Below are 16,985 nucleotides of genomic sequence, written 5' to 3' on the forward strand. Positions count from 1 at the left end.
TCTGTTAATTGAAGGGTGATAGAAAAAACTTCTTTAGCTCTTTACAGCAGGAGAATCAGGCCGCCCGTACCGGGTTTCCATGATGCGCTGATACCTGCTCTTTGTTTCCAAAGTAGGTATACCGATAACTTCAACATTGATATCACGTATATGAGCATTGACAGTGAAATCCCTGATGATCTCGATAATATCGTGATCGATATACTTGGATTCGCTGCCATCAATAATGACCCATGAATCCGGTTCGAACTCCTTGAGTGCTTTACCGATACTGCCCTTGTTAAGGAATGAAACATCCTCTGCCAGTACCAGCCTGATCTTTTTCACCCCATCATTTTTCTCGTGAAAAAGTTCGTAATCAGTTTTCAAATTTGATCTGAGTATAAAGAAAATGGCTACTACCATTCCGATACCGATCCCCTTCAGCAAATCTGTCAGCAGAATGCCAATCACCGTTGCGATGAAGGGAGCAAACTGTGTCCAACCCAACTCATACATCGCTTTGAACAATGAAGGCTTCGCAAGGTTATAACCTACTACGAACAAAATACACGCCAGTGAAGCCAGCGGAATCATGTTAAGGACACCGGGGATGACAATGACACAGATAAGCAGTAACACACCATGAAAAATGGCCGATAACTTCGTACGTCCCCCAAAAGTGATATTTGCAGAGCTTCTGACGATAACCTGGGTAACAGGCAGGCCACCGATCAATCCCGATACGGTATTACCCAAACCTTGCGCAACCAGTTCTCGATTGGTCGAAGTAACTCTTTTGAGTGGATCGAGCTTGTCAGTTGCTTCCACACACAACAACGTTTCCAGGCTGGCAATAACCGCGATGACCAAGGCAATAAAATAAATTTCCGGATTGGCCAGATGCGAAAAATCCGGAAAGGTAAACTGACCGGCAAAATCCTGTATCGACAAAGCTACCGGAAGATTAACCAGATCATCGGTTTCAAAATTCAAACTCTCAATGTACTCATCGAAAAGATAGCTCAGCAGAATACCAATTGCGACGACTACCAGCGGCCCCTGCAATATCTGGAAAATACGGTATTTCTTGTATAACACCATTTCCCAAAGCAGCAGTATCGACATCGAGATCACAGTAACCAGAATTGCTGCAGGTGAAACGTCATACAGGGTGTCTACCAGATATCCCAATGTACTTTCACCATCAGGTGAGAAAAAAGCAAGATCACCTTCGAAATCCCTATCGTAGCCAAGAGCATGAGGAATTTGCTTGAGTATGATGACTAGCCCTATCCCGCTCAGCATCCCCTTGATCACAGAAACAGGAAAATAATAGGCAATGGCCCCCAAACGCAGATAACCCATGCCTATCTGAAGAACGCCTGCAAGCATGACTGAAAGCAGAAATGCTTCCCACGAACCTAACGTAGCAATGGCATTGAGGACGATAACAGCCAGACCGGCAGCCGGCCCACTTACGCCTAACTGCGAACCGCTGGCCATGCCTACGATGATACCGCCTACTATTCCAGCAATAATCCCGGAGAAAAGCGGAGCACCCGATGCCATGGCTATACCCAGGCAAAGTGGCAAAGCTACGAAAAAGACAACGATACTGGCATACAAATCCCGCAGGATCATATGGTTTTGTAAGTTACCTAGTTTCATCATTCTGAGTGGGTGATAAGTAGTATTTTTGGCGGTTTAAATCGAAATCACTTATAAAAACAAGTGAAAAATCTGGAAAAATCCGGCCCCGGATACTACTCGGGCCCTATCAAACTGAATGTCTATTTTTACCTTATAACAATCTGCCCTTCCTTCTTATACCTATTAGGTATAGCATAAACAAAAATCATGTTAATTCGGTATTACTCTATCTCTCGGCATCACATTGATATTCAATCAATTAATCAGGCAAATTTCTCAGTACTCAGTATATGGCCACTAAAATCAGCAAATATGCGCAACAATGGCTTATTTATCGGCATTTCTCAGAAGAACCAGCACAGCACCACTTCCCCCCTGCTCAGGCAATGCCTGACAAAAAGCGAGCACATCGCCGTGTTGCATAAGCCAGTTCCCCGTCAGAATTTTTAGTACCGGTTTGCGGTTTCTTGAACTGAGTCCTCTGCCGTGGATGACACGCACACAACGCAATCCCCGCAGGACACCTTGATTCAGAAATATCACCAGTATCCGGCGCGCTTCATCCCGGTTCAGGCCGTGCAGATCGAGTTCATCCTGCACAGGCCAGTTACCGCGTCGCAGTTTCCGCAAGGTATACCGCTGCAAACCCGGACGAGCAAACGACCATTCTTCACTTTCCGCCATATCCCATTGCCAGCCGTCATCAGCAAGAACATCCTGAATATCCGGCAAGTCTGACGCACCAGGTTGCGGAAGCGCTTGATGTTTAGAATGCGCACGGATGATTTTCTTCGTCCGGGTAAGTGGCCTGACATCCCGCATAGCCTCGCGGAACAAAGCGGCATCTTCATCACCAGCAACTTCTTCAGATGAAGATTTATCGTCCGACCCCATCTGTACGCATGCAAACGAGAAACTTATTGTATTCAGGCAGATTTTTCCAGATATCGCTCTGCATCCAGAGCAGCCATACAGCCGCTGCCCGCGCTGGTGATTGCCTGACGGTAAATATGATCCTGTACATCGCCGGCTGCAAATATGCCAGGAATACTGGTCGCCGTTGCATTCCCCTCATTACCGCCTTGCGTAATAATGTAGCCGTTTTTCATTTCCAGCTGCCCCTGAAACAGATCAGTATTGGGGTGATGTCCAATGGCAATGAACACACCCTGTAACTCCAGATCACGTGCCGTATCGTCGCGAACATGGCGGATACGGATTCCGGTGACACCGCTGTCATCACCTTTTACTTCTTCCAGAACATGATCCAGTGCCAACTCGATCTTGCCGCTTTTCACCTTTCCCATCAGCTTATCGATCATGATTTTTTCCGAACGGAATTTATCGCGCCGATGCACCACCGTCACCTTACGGGCAATATTGGAGAGATACAACGCTTCCTCCACCGCAGTATTACCTCCACCAATCACTGCAACATCCTGATTTTTATAGAAGAAACCATCACATGTCGCACAGGCTGAAACACCTTTCCCCATAAATGCTTCTTCAGAGGGTAGCCCGAGATATTTTGCAGAAGCACCGGTTGCAATGATCAGAGCGTCACAGGTATAGGTCCCCTGATCACCAATCAGCTCAAACGGTTTCTCTGACAGATTGGCAGTATGAATGTGATCGAATATGACCTCGGTCTGAAAACGCTCGGCATGCTTCAGGAAACGCTCCATCAGCTCCGGCCCCTGCACACCTGCAACATCAGCCGGCCAGTTATCCACATCGGTCGTCGTCGTGAGCTGCCCGCCTTGCGCCATCCCGGTAATCAGCACCGGGTTGAGATTGGCACGCGCCGCATAAATAGCTGCTGTATAGCCGGCAGGGCCGGATCCGAGAATAAGTAGTTTGCAATGTCTGGTTGTCGTCATGATTGAATAAAGTTATCAGAATAAATTCTCAGAAATGGCTGGTGCCGACAGTACTCTACAGCCCTGCCAGCTTTAAAAATCACACTTCAGCCTGGAAAACTGTCGGCTGTTGCCATCATTTTTCTTAAAACGTCCTGTACGGATCAAAGATTTTGTTCCACCCAGCTCGGCACACTGGCCAAAGCCTGTGGCAGCTTCTCCGGTAACGTACCGCCTGCCTGCGCCATATCAGCACGCCCACCACCTTTTCCGCCCACTTGTTGCGCAACGAAGTTGATCAGATCACCGGCCTTGAGTTTTACTGTCAGATCATCCGTCACACCGGCAATGAGTGTCACTTTATCCTTCTCGATCGTCCCGAGTACGACAACACAGGATTTCAACCGATTCTTGAAATTATCCAGTGTTTCCCGCAGCGTTTTGACATTGACGTTTTCCAACGTTGTCGCCAGCACCCGGATTCCCTTGATTTCCTGTGCCTGTTCAATCAGGGAAGTGCTTTGCACGCCGGCAAGTTTCGATCGTAAAGTGGCGATCTCCTTCTCCATTTGCCGAATATTGTCCAGTATCTGGGAAAGCTTCTGCGCTGCTTCCTGCGGTGCTGCTTTGAGCGCATCGGCAACCTGCTGCAGCTGCTGTTCCTGTTGCTGCGTATAAGCCAGTGCTGCATCACCTGTCAGTGCCTCTATCCGGCGGATCCCCGCCGCCACACCGGATTCGGCAACGATCCTGAAAAAACCGATATCCCCGCTGTAACTCACATGCGTACCACCACACAATTCAGTTGAAAAATCACCCATTGCCACAACGCGCACCGTATCGCCATATTTTTCACCGAACAATGCCATGGCTCCCTGCTTGACAGCGTCATCATAGGTCATCAACTGTGTCGCAACTTCATGGTTCTTACGTATTTGGGCATTAACCAGATTTTCAACCTGACGTATCTCATTCTCTTGCATGGCGCTGTTATGCGAAAAGTCGAAGCGCAACCTGCTGGCATCCACCAGTGATCCCTTTTGTGTGACATGATTACCCAATACCTGGCGCAATGCGGCGTGCAGCAAATGCGTCGCAGAGTGATTGTAAGCAGTATTGGTTCGTGCAATCTGATCGACTCTGGCGATCACCCGATCACCTATTGCCATCCGGCCACTGCTCAGCATTCCATTATGGCCGAATACCCCGGCTTGTATTTTCTGGGTATCGTTTACGGTAAATGTGCCACTCCCTGACAGCAACTCTCCGCTGTCACCCGCCTGTCCACCCGATTCTGCGTAAAAAGGAGTCTGGTCGAGTACGACCACGGCTTCGTCATCGGCTTCTATAAAATCCACACGACTACCCTGTTTGTATAACGCCAGAATCTGCGCCTCGTGCTGCAGCGTAGCATAGCCATGAAACTCGGTTGGTTGTCCGGTATATTCAAGGCCTGTCTGCATGGTGAATTTGCCACTGGCACGAGCGCGATCCCGCTGTTGCGCCATACATGTCTCAAACCCGGCCATATCGATCACGATACCTCGCTCCCGGGCAATATCTGCTGTCAGGTCGACCGGAAAACCAAAGGTATCGTACAGGCGAAAAACGATTTCCCCTGAGAGCGTCTCGTTTCCATGGGATAGCGCTGCCTCCAGCACTTCCATGCCATTTTCCAGTGTTTCGGCGAAACGCTCCTCTTCCTGCCTGATAACGCCGGCTACATGCTTTCTGGCTCGTGTCAATTCGGGATAAGCCGGTCCCATAACATCAACCAGATCATCCACCAGCAGATAAAAGAATGGCTGCTTCTGCCCCAACCGATATCCATGACGAATGGCACGACGCAGGATACGCCGCAACACGTAACCCCGACCTTCATTACCGGGAATGACACCATCGGTAATCAGAAAGGCGCAGGCACGAATATGATCTGCTATGACCTTAAGCGAGTTGTTTGAGAGATCCTTGGAACCCGTTACTCTGGCTGCGGCCTCGATCAGGCTGCGGAACAGATCGATTTCATAATTACTATGCACCTGCTGCATGACCGCTGCAATACGTTCCAGTCCCATACCGGTATCCACCGAGGGTTTAGGTAATGGATGCAATTCACCACTGGCATCACGGTTGTACTGCATGAACACCAGATTCCAGATTTCGATATAACGGTCACCCTCTGCATTCTCTGATCCGGGCGGCCCACCCGCCACAGCAGGCCCGTGATCGTAAAAAATTTCTGAACAAGGGCCGCAAGGGCCTGTATCTCCCATCTGCCAGAAATTATCCGATGTCGCGATGCGAACCAGCCGTGAGGGATCAATCCCTACTTCGTTGAGCCAGATATCCGCTGCTTCATCGTCCTCCGCATACACAGTTGCCCACAACTTCTCTCTAGGGATGCCGAGCGAGCCAGTCAGAAACTCCCAGGCAAACAAAATGGCTTTGCGTTTGAAATAATCTCCGAAGCTGAAATTACCCAACATCTCGAAAAAAGTATGGTGCCGCGCGGTATAGCCCACATTTTCCAAGTCATTATGCTTACCACCGGCTCGTACACAGCGCTGTGAACTGACAGCCCGAACATAGGGGCGTTTATCCTGGCCAAGAAACACATCCTTGAACTGCACCATACCCGCGTTGGTAAACAGCAAAGTAGGATCATTCCCTGGCACCAGCGGGCTGGATGGCACGATGACATGGCCCCGCGCCTCAAAAAACTCAAGAAATTTCTGTCTGATTTCACTACTTTTCATATCAGCACCTTGTGCAACCGTTATGCGGTACAAACCTGTCCACTGTAAAACCTCATCATTCAATTCTCTGCTTCACGGGCATCGGACAAGACTTTGCTTATCACTTCGGAAGAAAAACCTTTTCCTGCCAGGTAACGGATCTGCTTCCCCCGTTCTTCCGGCGTGGATGGAGCAACGCCAAATTTTTTGCACCACAGCGCGTGTGCACTGGAAAATTCCGTCTGCTTAAACTCTCCCAAAGCAGCTTCAATCAGATGATCGGCAATTCCCTTCATCTGCAGCTCGTAACGTATCCGCTTGCTTCCATATTTGCGACTGCGCGCGTGCAGAATTTGCTCGACTGCTCTTTCATCGGATAGCAGTTTTTGCTGTTCAAGCCTGTCGAGAACACTTTTCAGCTCATCGGGCAACTGCTCGTGACAGGATAATTTCTTTTCCAGCTCGTGCCGTGAATACTCCCGTCGCGCAAGACATTCCAGTGCACGCGCATACAAGCTCATCCTTATTCACCGGAGGAGGGTGGAACAACCCGACTGTCTGTCTCTGCAAGCCCGACGGCAGCGCGTATTTTCTGCTCGATCTCATGCGCAATACTCTTGTGCTCTTTCAGATAATCACGCACATTATCCTTGCCCTGCCCTATCTTTTCGCCATTATAGGAGTACCAGGCCCCCGCTTTCTCGATCAATTTGTGCAATACACCGAGTTCGATGATTTCGCTTTCACGCGAGATACCTTCGCCATACAAAATATCGAAATCTGCCTGTTTGAAAGGTGGGGCAACCTTGTTTTTAACGATCTTGACCCGGGTTTCGTTCCCGACCATTTCCTCACCACGCTTGATCGAACCAGTACGGCGGATATCCAGACGCACAGAAGCATAAAATTTCAGCGCATTTCCTCCCGTGGTCGTCTCAGGATTACCAAATATCACCCCGATCTTCATACGTATCTGGTTGATGAAAATCACCATGGTATTGGTACGCTTGATATTGGCCGTCAGCTTGCGCAAAGCCTGGGACATGAGCCTTGCCTGCAGCCCCATCTGCGGCTCACCCATCTCCCCTTCTATTTCAGCACGGGGAGTCAGCGCTGCCACTGAGTCGACCACCACCACATCGACCGATCCGGATCGAACCAGCATATCGGTAATTTCCAGTGCCTGTTCACCGTTATCCGGCTGGGAAATCAGTAATTCCTGAACATTGACGCCGATTTTCTGAGCATACTGCGGATCCAGTGCATGTTCCGCATCGATAAAAGCCGCCGTCCCGCCCAGTTTCTGCATTTCGGCTATAGCTTGCAGCGTCAGGGTAGTTTTACCCGAAGATTCCGGTCCGTAAATCTCGATGATGCGTCCGCGCGGAAGGCCGCCCACACCCAGTGCAATATCCAGACCCAGCGAACCCGTGGATACCACCTGAATATCTTTTGCCACATCACTGTCGCCAAGCCGCATGATCGAACCCTTGCCGTACTGCTTCTCAATCTGGGCAAGCGCTGCTGAAAGTGCCTTATTTTTGTTTTCGTCCATGATTATTCCCGAAAAAAGCAGGCTGAAATTATCGCATATTCGGTCTGTAAAAAACGTGATCCGACGTCTGCCATTATGCCGGCACGCTAAAGAACCTCTGATCAGTCCCAAAAACTTCAAGCTGCCAACCTGCCTGGGATATAATCGGCAGCAAACTATAAAGGAAAGGGTGCCGATCTGCCTGACCCGGCTGCTTGCAACGGCTTTTCACAGGCTATCCGCGGCACACACCACTGCGGGATGTTCACCATCCCCGACAATACTCAAGGAGGCCAACATTCGTATCATCTTACTGGGCGCGCCAGGAGCGGGCAAAGGCACGCAGGCAAGTTTTATCCGTGAATGTTTTTCCATACCCCAGATTTCTACCGGCGATATTCTCCGTAATGCTGTAAAAGCAGGGACAGAGCTGGGCATGATGGCAAAAAAAATCATGGAATCCGGCGGTCTGGTGCCAGATGAAATCATCATCGATCTGGTACGCAAGCGAATTGAAGAACCGGATTGTGCCAATGGCTTTCTATTCGATGGTTTCCCCCGCACCATTCCTCAGGCTGATGCACTCAGGACGGCCAACGTACACATAGATCATGTCATCGAAATTGATGTGCCCGATGCCGAAATCATAAAGCGTTTGTCCGGGCGTCGTGTACATCCGCCATCAGGCCGGATTTATCATATCGAGTTCAATCCGCCGGCAGTCGCCGACCGGGATGATGTTACCGGCGAGGCACTGGTTCTACGTGAGGATGACCGGGAAGAAACCGTGCGTAAGCGCCTGCAGGTCTATCATGAACAAACCCGGCCATTGGTTGGATACTACTTCGAATGGGCGAACAGCGGTGATCCCAATGCGCCAGGTTACATCAAAATTGCCGGAACCGGCAATGTAGAAGCCATACAGGAAAATATTATCGCAGCACTCAAACAGACCAAATGAGTGTGCCGCGGAAACCATTACCCGGTTCTTGAAAAACAGGTTTTGATCAACCAGGAGTAGAAAATGGCTATAAAAAATGCGTTCTATGCTCAATCTGGCGGTGTAACTGCTGTAATCAATGCTTCAGCAGCAGGTTTACTGGAAACGGCACGAGCACATTCCGACAAAATCGGGAAAGTTTACGCCGGGCGTAACGGCATCATCGGAGCACTGACCGAAGATCTGATCGATACCAGTGCAGAATCCACTGAAGCAATCCGGGCACTGCGCCATACGCCCTCCGGTGCTTTTGGCTCCTGTCGCTACAAACTGAAAAGCCTGGAAGACAACCGGCGCGAATACGAGCGTCTGATCGAAGTATTCAAGGCCCATGACATCGGTTATTTCTTCTATAACGGCGGTGGTGATTCGGCCGATACCTGCCTGAAAGTCTCACAGCTTGCCGGCACACTCGGTTATCCGATTCAGGCAATTCATGTACCCAAGACGGTTGACAACGATCTGCCCATCACTGATTGTTGCCCGGGATTCGGCTCAGTTGCAAAATATATTGCCGTTTCCATGCTGGAAGCAAGTTTCGATGTGGCCAGCATGGCCAAAACTTCAACCAAAGTATTCATTCTGGAAGTAATGGGCCGCCATGCGGGATGGATTGCAGCTGCAGGCGGGCTGGCTTCCAATGAAGATCACGAGGTTCCGATCATTATCCTGTTCCCGGAAGTTACTTTTGATCAGGAAAAGTTTCTGGCCAAAACGGATCATTACGTCAAAGAATACGGCTATTGTACGGTTGTAGTATCAGAGGGCGTAAAAGGTACCGATGGCAAATTTCTGTCCGATCAGGGATTGCGCGATGCCTTCGGGCACGCTCAGTTAGGCGGAGTAGCGCCGGTAATTGCGAATATCGTCAAAAATGGTTTGGGGCTGAAATATCACTGGGGTGTCGCTGATTATCTGCAGCGTGCTGCGCGGCATATTGCTTCCGGCACAGACGTGGAGCAAGCCTATGCCATGGGTAAAGCAGCAGTAGAATACGCGATTGCCGGACATAATTCCGTCATGCCGACCATCGAACGTATCTCCAGTTCGCCCTACGCCTGGAAAACCGGTATGGTCGAGCTTTCCAAAGTGGCAAATGTGGAAAAGATGATGCCCGCAGATTTCATCAGTGAAGATGGTTTCGGCATTACCGGCAAATGTCGTGAATACCTCAGCCCACTGATCGAAGGAGAAGATTACCCGCCGTATAAAAACGGACTACCTGATTATGTCAGGCTGAAAAATGTTGCAGTAACTAAAAAGCTGGCTGAGTTCAAAATTTAATCTGTTTTGTTTTTTGACGGCAAGAGCATATAAAATATGCATTTAGGCTGTTCATGGTTTTGATTGTGGATTGATGCGGGGCCGTCAGGCCTGGCTCCGTATATATATTAGGGTGGTCTGATTTTAACTGGAGTTCTTTATGGCAAACGGTTTAACGATTGCAATCTGCAGCGCGATACTTGCCCTGATTTTTAGTGGCCTGTGGATTCGGCGTATTTACGCACAATCCGCTGGTGATTCACGTATGCAGGAAATTGCAGCCGCCGTACAGGAAGGTGCGTCGGCCTATCTCAAGCGACAATATCTGACAATTGGCATGGTGGGGACGGTTTTATTCGTCATCATCGGCCTGGCACTTTCCTGGAACACAGCCATCGGTTTTGCTCTGGGTGCAATACTTTCCGGTCTGGCCGGTTTCATGGGCATGAACGTTTCAGTCCAGTCCAACGTACGGACAGCCGAAGCCGCACGCAGTGGTCTGAATGAAGCATTGGCCATCGCTTTTCGTGGCGGCGCCGTGACCGGAATGCTGGTCGTTGGACTCGGATTGCTTGGTGTAGCAGGTTATACCGCACTGCTCGTCAGTGGCGCAGATGAAACCAGCAGTATCAGTGATCTCATCCACCCGCTGATCGGCTTTGCCTTTGGTGGATCGTTGATTTCGATTTTCGCACGGCTGGGTGGCGGCATTTTTACCAAAGGTGCAGACGTTGGTGCAGACCTGGTCGGTAAGGTCGAAGCTGGAATCCCTGAAGATGATCCGCGCAATCCTGCAGTCATTGCAGACAACGTGGGTGATAACGTGGGTGACTGTGCAGGAATGGCAGCCGACCTGTTCGAAACCTACGCGGTCACGATCATTGCCACCATGCTGCTGGGTGCCCTGTTGTTCAAAACCGGTACCGGTGATGCAGCCGTTTACCCGCTCGCACTGGGCGCAGCCTCTATCGTTGCTTCAATCATCGGTTGCTATTTCGTCAAAATGCGTGAAGGCGGCAAAATCATGAACGCCCTGTATCGCGGACTGGCAGTTGCCGGTGGAATTGCTTTCTTCGCCTACCTGCCTATCACCGTATGGTTCATGGGGGGCGCCACTCTGACGCTGGATGGTACCGAAGTAGGTGGAGGTGAACTGATCATGCGTCTGTTTGCCAGCACAACCATCGGCCTGGTTCTCACCGGTCTAATGGTCGTCATCACCGAATACTATACTTCTACTGAATATCCACCGGTACAGCATATCGCCAACGCCTCTACTACCGGACATGCCACAAATATCATCGCTGGTCTCGGTGTAGGGATGCGTGCAACTGCAGCACCTGTACTGGCAGTCTGTGCAAGTATCATCGTCGCTTACTCACTTGCCGGTCTTTATGGAATCGCGATCGCTGCCACCGCCATGTTGTCCATGACCGGAATCATCGTCGCACTGGATGCCTATGGCCCAATCACTGACAACGCGGGTGGTATCGCTGAAATGGCAGGCATGCCTGAATCCGTACGTGCCGTTACCGATCCGCTGGATGCAGTAGGCAACACGACCAAGGCCGTTACCAAAGGTTATGCCATCGGATCAGCCGGCCTGGCTGCCCTGGTTCTGTTTGCCGACTATACCCATGGTCTCGAACATGCCAACAAATTAATGACTTTCGATTTATCCAATCATCTGGTAATCATCGGGCTGTTTATCGGCGGGATGGTGCCTTTCCTGTTTGGTGCAATGTCAATGGAAGCAGTCGGCCGCGCAGCGGGTTCCGTTGTCCTTGAAGTTCGCAGGCAGTTCAAGGAAATTCCGGGAATCATGGACGGCTCCCGCAAACCTGATTATTCCCGTGCAGTCGATATGCTCACCAAAGCTGCAATCCGGGAAATGATCGTTCCATCTCTACTGCCTGTATTGATTCCGGTGCTGGTTGGCGTTTTCCTCGGTCCGCAAGCTCTGGGTGGCGTACTGATGGGTTCAATCGTCACAGGCCTGTTCATTGCAATCTCCATGACTGCCGGTGGTGGTGCGTGGGACAATGCAAAGAAATACATTGAAGATGGCAACTACGGCGGTAAAGGCAGCGATGCTCATAAGGCTGCCGTAACAGGCGACACGGTTGGCGATCCCTACAAAGATACTGCTGGCCCTGCCATCAACCCGTTAATCAAAATTATCAATATCGTAGCGTTACTGATCATCCCGCTGCTGTAACCGGGAATCAGGCGCCATTGCTAAAAAAGCCCGCCAAATTTGGTGGGCTTTTTTACACACCCAACCATTATCTCGTCCACTTTGACCTCCACGACCTTACCCGTCGATAATGATGCCGGAGCGGACAAGTAGCCGTTATGATCCAGGACGAGGCATAGCTTCACTGCCTTCCTTACTACTGTAAGATTTTGCCCCAGCCTCCTTGACAATCCATCACAGCCGGTACGCAGAATGAGCTTGAGTATTTGGCTGAACATGCTGCATGATGCTGCTCTCATATTGGATTTCCCCGGTCGGGTGAGGATATTTGGCAGTATACGATTACCCTGCCCCAGCGAATAACCCAACACCAGAATCTATTTTGGACGAGCGATGTCTGTCAAAAATATTGGCAATTATGTAATTGTTCTTGCGCTTATCGCTATTGTAACGAGCTGTAATTTCGGAAGCTCTGACTGGAGAACGGCAAGTCGTGCACGGACAGGGCTTGCGCCCGATCCGGCTGAAACACCAGAAGCGGTCATTCAGGTATATGCTGCACGTGCCTACAGCTGGCGGGGAATTTTTGGTGTACACACCTGGTTTGCTGTCAAACCCTCTCACGCCGAATCATTTACAGTGTACGAAGTCGCTGGATGGTATGCCCGCTGGGGTGGTTCAGTTGTTGCAATTCATGAACAGGCGCCAGATAAACGCTGGTTTGGTAATGCACCGATGTTGCTTGCGGAAAAGCGAGGAGAAGGTGTGGATGAACTGATCAAACGTATTGACAAGACAGTACAAACTTACCCTTACTCAAAAGAATATACGATCTGGCCAGGTCCAAATTCGAATACGTTTACCGCATGGTTATCTCGAGCCGTGCCGGAAATCGGTCTGGATCTGCCACCAACAGCCATCGGCAAGGATTATCTGGGAAACAGCATGACAGCCACGGCACCAAGCGGCAGTGGCTGGCAGTTATCTGTACTCGGTCTGTTCGGGATTATTGTCAGTGATGTGGAAGGTTTTGAAATCAACATACTTGGATTGACTTTCGGGATCAAGCCGGATCCATTTGCCATCAAATTACCCTTGATCGGACAAATTGATCTGTCGGTATAAAGATCAGGCCAATTTCTCTAACCAACTAAATTTATTCTGTTTTTAACCGGAAACTGTCTTATATATTACGTTAGGTTTCTCTATGGGGCTCGACTGGAATCCAATTGGCAAGCCCGTAGCCGGGCACGAAGAAGAATACGAAAAGCTCTTCAAATTACTAAGCGACACTCCCATCGCCGGTAGTTGGCGTGATAAATTCAAGCAGCTTTTTCAGCGTATTGATCGCGATGCGGTGACTAAGCGTTGGCTTGAGATACAAGTAGCCCCCTATGTCACAATCCAAGCTCCACAAGTTGGAATTGATGCAAGAGCGGACGAATGGGCGAAAGCTAGATACAAAGAGAATCCCCCAAAAGACAAGACAGAAGCTGAATTGCTGTATGAACTGAGGGGTTACTATGTCGTGGCGCTTGCTCCACCATGCGATGGAATACCTTATTACTCCAATGGGCCAGCTGGTTATGTTGAGTTATACAGCTTTCGTTCCCAGTGCATAGTTGTCGACTGCAAAGACATCGTTGGCAAGGCGCTTCTTGAAAAATGCTATCAAAGCTGTCTTGCCCCAGGCTTATCGGCATTAGGCGCAGAGCTGAGAGCTTGCGCGAGTGATTACGCCTCCAAACATAATGTGATACACGTTGAAGCAGTGCGTGAGCTCGATACGCCAGAGGGCAGCCCAGAGTCAAAAGCACATATTCTCTTTTCTGCAGCCAGATGGTGCGAGTATTGGTCGAGTAGAGGCCATGTGGACTTGAAGCCTATTTCTAGCCTTCCGGCTGCCGCTGAATTGCGACGTTGAGGATATAGAAAAACCTGAGCCTGTTAGTTTTTCTGGAATAATCAGGACTGGAGAAAATTGTCGGGAGCGATAGGATGGCACGATTCAAACCAGTTCAAAAAGGCCTGATGCTGTTACCTGTCGATATCTCCCGGCAGATTATTCCTGGCAGTTTCGAACATGCGCTGTGCTATCTCGTCGATCATGAATTGGATTTTAGCGGTCTACGTGAGCGTTACCGGAACGATACGCAAGGAGCTCCCGCTTACGATCCTGCTGTACTACTCAAGATCATTTTTCTGGCTTACAATCGCGGCCTGATTGGTAGCCGCCGGATCGAAGCGGTGTGTCGACAGAACGTATTGTTCATAGCGGTTGCCGAGGACAATCAACCCCATTTCACTACCCTGACTGCCGAGCGGGATTGCCTGCCTTGCACCCTCTGGACTCAGTGTTTACGTACACCGGAGAAAACCAAGACCCGGCAGGTGGCATTTTTCCAAGGCAAACGCGACGGTTATGAAACCCATACTGACCGGATGAAGCGGAAGGTCGATTCTGATCAGGGCCGACAGATGATCACCCGCCGCTTCGCGACGGTCGAACCAGTATTCGGTAACCTGCGCAATAACAAACGCCTTGATCGATTTACCCTGCGGGGTCGGAGCAAAGTAGACGGACAATGGAAACTGTACTGTCTGGTCCACAATATTGAGAAACTTGCCACTATGGGGTAAGCCAATGAAAATAGGGGATCAAAGACAAAATACGCTGTTCAAATACCTGCGCGCATCAGGCCAGGTATAAACAATACGTTGGCACTATGAATATAGTTCTGAAAAACCTGATCTCTCACTCGTCAAGGCATTTCAGAAATTTAGGATCTGGAATTTGAGGTCCGGATGTACCGCTAGTCCAAATATAAGTTTTTCTACACCCTCGTTAGCCGTCGCTTTGAGGTATGTGAAGTGCTTCTTGAATTTCGGTTTATGCACTGTGTTTTACGATAAAAATCGGGGAATGTATGTCAAGCAAAGTAACGCAAGAGTTTGAAGAGTCTGGGAGATCGGTTGGACTCGTGGTTTTGCTCCATGCATATACCCTCTCACCAGAAAGTCTTATTTATGTTCGTAATATAGTTAGAACAACTTTGCCCGATGCCGACATTTTTACTCCACACCTGCCTGCGTCAACGTTTTCTCTAGCAAATCCAGTTGCCGTAGTTTGCGACTTGATGGACAAGATCGATGCATATTGGGATAAGCAAAAATATGAGAATATTATCATTGTTGGCCATAGTTTAGGGGCATTATTAGGAAGAAAACTTTACATTTATGCATGCGGTGAAACGCCAGAGGCACCATTTGAAGTTGGTGTTCACAATAGAATAAAGAGAGATTGGGCAGAAAAGGTTGATCGTATCATTCTCTTAGCAGGGATGAATCGCGGTTGGTCTATATCCCATCACATGTCTATTCCGAAAGCGATTACTTTTACCTTAGGAGCAGCTCTTGGCGAAGTGATTACTTGGATAAAAAAACGTAGGCCACTTATTCTTAGTATACGGAGGGGAGCACCATTCCTCACGAATTTGCGAATTCAGTGGCTCGCTATGAGAAGAGCTACTTTGTCTTCAAGAGCTGGTCACGCTATCACGATTCAATTACTTGGCTCCATAGATGATTGCGTGGGCCCAGAAGACAACATAGATTTGGTAAGCGGGGCAGACTTCGTGTATATCGACGTAGGAAAATCGGGTCATGCAAACATTATTGATATGGATACCAGCACCGTAGGCCAAGAACGAAAGCAAAAGTTTATCCTCGCGCTCACGGCGAATCGGCAAGTTCTCGATAACCATTGCGTGCTGCCCCAAGACACAGAACTTCTTACAAAACGCACTGACGTTACAGATGTAATTTTTGTGATGCACGGAATTCGAGACCTTGGATATTGGACACATAAGATTGCACGACGTGTGAAGTCACTTGGTAAAGTTAACCACCGAGTTTTCGAAACAGAGACATCCAGTTATGGCTATTTTCCCATGCTGTCTTTTCTCTTTCCATGGCGTCGTAGAGCTAAGGTTGAATGGTTAATGGATCAATATGCAGAAGGACTTGCACAGTATCCGAATGCAACTTTTTCATATATCGGACACAGCCATGGCACCTACCTTCTGGCAAAAGCATTGAAAGACTACCCGTGTTGCCGATTTAAGCATGTTGTATTTGCTGGAAGTGTAGTTCGCACTGACTACGATTGGTCTAATCACCTCAAGACCGGACGTGTCAAAGGCATCTTAAACTATGTGGCCACGGCGGATTGGGTTGTAGCATGGTTTCCAAACGCATTACAGATGCTTGGCTTTCAAGATCTAGGGAGCGCGGGCCACAGGGGTTTTGACTCAGATAAACCGAATCAAATCAGGTACGTTAAGGGGGCACACAGCGCGGCACTAAACGAGGATAACTGGGATGCGATAGCTTCTTTTGTAATCTACGGAACACCAGTAAATCCTCCTAACAAAATCATAGAGAGCAAGCAGGCGGTTTGGGTATCACTTCCTAGCCGCGTTGCTCCTCTGATTTGGCTTGGTATGGCTTTGTTTTTATTATGGCTCGGCTCAATGCTATTGCCTGGTTTGACGCCAGATCAGTGGAAAAAAACACTTATATTCCTATTTTATCTTTACGGAATTTATTTAGCCTTAACTAAACTTTGAATCGGTGTCAGCAAGACATGGCTAACATTGCGCTCCAAGCGTCGGCTGAGCTTTACGTTAGTTGTCACAGTAGCGTGGGAGAATCATGGAAGAGCATGTTGAGCGGTTCCATTTCGAAGAGTACAAGCAGCTACGAA

Annotated in this window: 12 protein-coding genes and 2 pseudogenes; 8 read left to right on the forward strand and 6 right to left on the reverse strand. The window is 49.2% G+C overall.

Features of this window, described 5'->3' with window-relative positions; genetic code table 11:
- Window positions 1-33: 33 nt before the first annotated feature.
- The 6 genes from HRU73_RS08005 to recA all read right to left on the reverse strand — a co-directional run bounded on the left by HRU73_RS08005 (window position 34) and on the right by recA (window position 7,781).
- Window positions 34-1,623 (reverse strand): SulP family inorganic anion transporter, encoded by a 1,590-nt coding sequence (locus HRU73_RS08005; RefSeq protein WP_050731267.1) that lies wholly within the window; start codon window positions 1,621-1,623, stop codon window positions 34-36.
- Between the two features lie 336 nt (window positions 1,624-1,959).
- Entirely contained in the window at window positions 1,960-2,526 is a 567-nt protein-coding gene (locus HRU73_RS08010; RefSeq protein WP_011112464.1) for a Smr/MutS family protein, read from the reverse strand.
- 32 nt (window positions 2,527-2,558) lie between these two features.
- Entirely contained in the window at window positions 2,559-3,512 is a 954-nt protein-coding gene (gene trxB / locus HRU73_RS08015; RefSeq protein ID WP_011112465.1) for a thioredoxin-disulfide reductase, read from the reverse strand.
- 143 nt (window positions 3,513-3,655) lie between these two features.
- Window positions 3,656-6,247, reverse strand: coding sequence for an alanine--tRNA ligase (gene alaS, locus HRU73_RS08020; protein WP_011112466.1), 2,592 nt, complete (start codon window positions 6,245-6,247; stop codon window positions 3,656-3,658).
- A gap of 59 nt (window positions 6,248-6,306) precedes the next feature.
- Window positions 6,307-6,747 (reverse strand): recombination regulator RecX, encoded by a 441-nt coding sequence (gene recX / locus HRU73_RS08025; protein ID WP_011112467.1) that lies wholly within the window; start codon window positions 6,745-6,747, stop codon window positions 6,307-6,309.
- A 2-nt stretch (window positions 6,748-6,749) separates the two neighbouring features.
- Window positions 6,750-7,781, reverse strand: coding sequence for a recombinase RecA (gene recA / locus HRU73_RS08030; protein WP_011112468.1), 1,032 nt, complete (start codon window positions 7,779-7,781; stop codon window positions 6,750-6,752).
- 277 nt (window positions 7,782-8,058) lie between these two features.
- Here recA and adk point away from each other — a divergent pair, with 277 nt between their 5' ends.
- The 8 genes and pseudogenes from adk (at window position 8,059) to HRU73_RS08065 (ending at window position 16,848) form a co-directional block, all read left to right on the forward strand.
- Entirely contained in the window at window positions 8,059-8,721 is a 663-nt protein-coding gene (gene adk, locus HRU73_RS08035) for an adenylate kinase (protein WP_041357249.1), read from the forward strand.
- Between the two features lie 63 nt (window positions 8,722-8,784).
- A complete protein-coding gene (locus tag HRU73_RS08040) occupies window positions 8,785-10,044 on the forward strand; it encodes a 6-phosphofructokinase (protein WP_011112470.1) in 1,260 nt (419 codons plus the stop codon).
- A 139-nt stretch (window positions 10,045-10,183) separates the two neighbouring features.
- On the forward strand, window positions 10,184-12,241 hold the full coding sequence (locus HRU73_RS08045; protein WP_011112471.1) for a sodium-translocating pyrophosphatase: 2,058 nt from the start codon (window positions 10,184-10,186) through the stop codon (window positions 12,239-12,241).
- 372 nt (window positions 12,242-12,613) lie between these two features.
- Window positions 12,614-13,345 carry a DUF3750 domain-containing protein gene (locus HRU73_RS08050; protein WP_287398355.1) on the forward strand — a complete coding sequence of 244 codons (732 nt, stop codon included), beginning with the start codon at window positions 12,614-12,616 and terminating at the stop codon, window positions 13,343-13,345.
- An 82-nt stretch (window positions 13,346-13,427) separates the two neighbouring features.
- Window positions 13,428-14,144 carry a hypothetical protein gene (locus HRU73_RS08055; protein ID WP_287398356.1) on the forward strand — a complete coding sequence of 239 codons (717 nt, stop codon included), beginning with the start codon at window positions 13,428-13,430 and terminating at the stop codon, window positions 14,142-14,144.
- 107 nt (window positions 14,145-14,251) lie between these two features.
- Window positions 14,252-14,482, forward strand: a pseudogene (locus HRU73_RS13540) (transposase); the annotation flags it as partial.
- Between the two features lie 54 nt (window positions 14,483-14,536).
- Window positions 14,537-14,860 (forward strand): annotated as a pseudogene (locus HRU73_RS13545) (transposase); the annotation flags it as partial.
- 287 nt (window positions 14,861-15,147) lie between these two features.
- Complete coding sequence (locus HRU73_RS08065; protein ID WP_287398358.1) at window positions 15,148-16,848, forward strand: lipase family protein; 1,701 nt, start codon at window positions 15,148-15,150, stop codon at window positions 16,846-16,848.
- Window positions 16,849-16,985 lie beyond the last annotated feature (137 nt).

It is taken from the genome of Nitrosomonas sp. H1_AOB3, assembly GCF_015709435.1.
Lineage (GTDB): Bacteria > Pseudomonadota > Gammaproteobacteria > Burkholderiales > Nitrosomonadaceae > Nitrosomonas > Nitrosomonas europaea.

Excerpts from the sequence above, each read along its gene's own strand:
- HRU73_RS08005 (WP_050731267.1), bottom strand. The coding sequence starts at position 1,623 with ATGATCCTGCGGGATTTGTATGCCAGTATCGTTGTCTTTTTCGTAGCT.
- HRU73_RS08010 (WP_011112464.1), bottom strand. The coding sequence starts at position 2,526 with ATGGGGTCGGACGATAAATCTTCATCTGAAGAAGTTGCTGGTGATGAA.
- trxB (WP_011112465.1), bottom strand. The coding sequence starts at position 3,512 with ATGACGACAACCAGACATTGCAAACTACTTATTCTCGGATCCGGCCCT.
- alaS (WP_011112466.1), bottom strand. The coding sequence starts at position 6,247 with ATGAAAAGTAGTGAAATCAGACAGAAATTTCTTGAGTTTTTTGAGGCG.
- recX (WP_011112467.1), bottom strand. The coding sequence starts at position 6,747 with ATGAGCTTGTATGCGCGTGCACTGGAATGTCTTGCGCGACGGGAGTAT.
- recA (WP_011112468.1), bottom strand. The coding sequence starts at position 7,781 with ATGGACGAAAACAAAAATAAGGCACTTTCAGCAGCGCTTGCCCAGATT.
- HRU73_RS08040 (WP_011112470.1), top strand. The coding sequence starts at position 8,785 with ATGGCTATAAAAAATGCGTTCTATGCTCAATCTGGCGGTGTAACTGCT.
- HRU73_RS08045 (WP_011112471.1), top strand. The coding sequence starts at position 10,184 with ATGGCAAACGGTTTAACGATTGCAATCTGCAGCGCGATACTTGCCCTG.
- HRU73_RS08050 (WP_287398355.1), top strand. The coding sequence starts at position 12,614 with ATGTCTGTCAAAAATATTGGCAATTATGTAATTGTTCTTGCGCTTATC.
- HRU73_RS08055 (WP_287398356.1), top strand. The coding sequence starts at position 13,428 with ATGGGGCTCGACTGGAATCCAATTGGCAAGCCCGTAGCCGGGCACGAA.
- HRU73_RS08065 (WP_287398358.1), top strand. The coding sequence starts at position 15,148 with ATGTCAAGCAAAGTAACGCAAGAGTTTGAAGAGTCTGGGAGATCGGTT.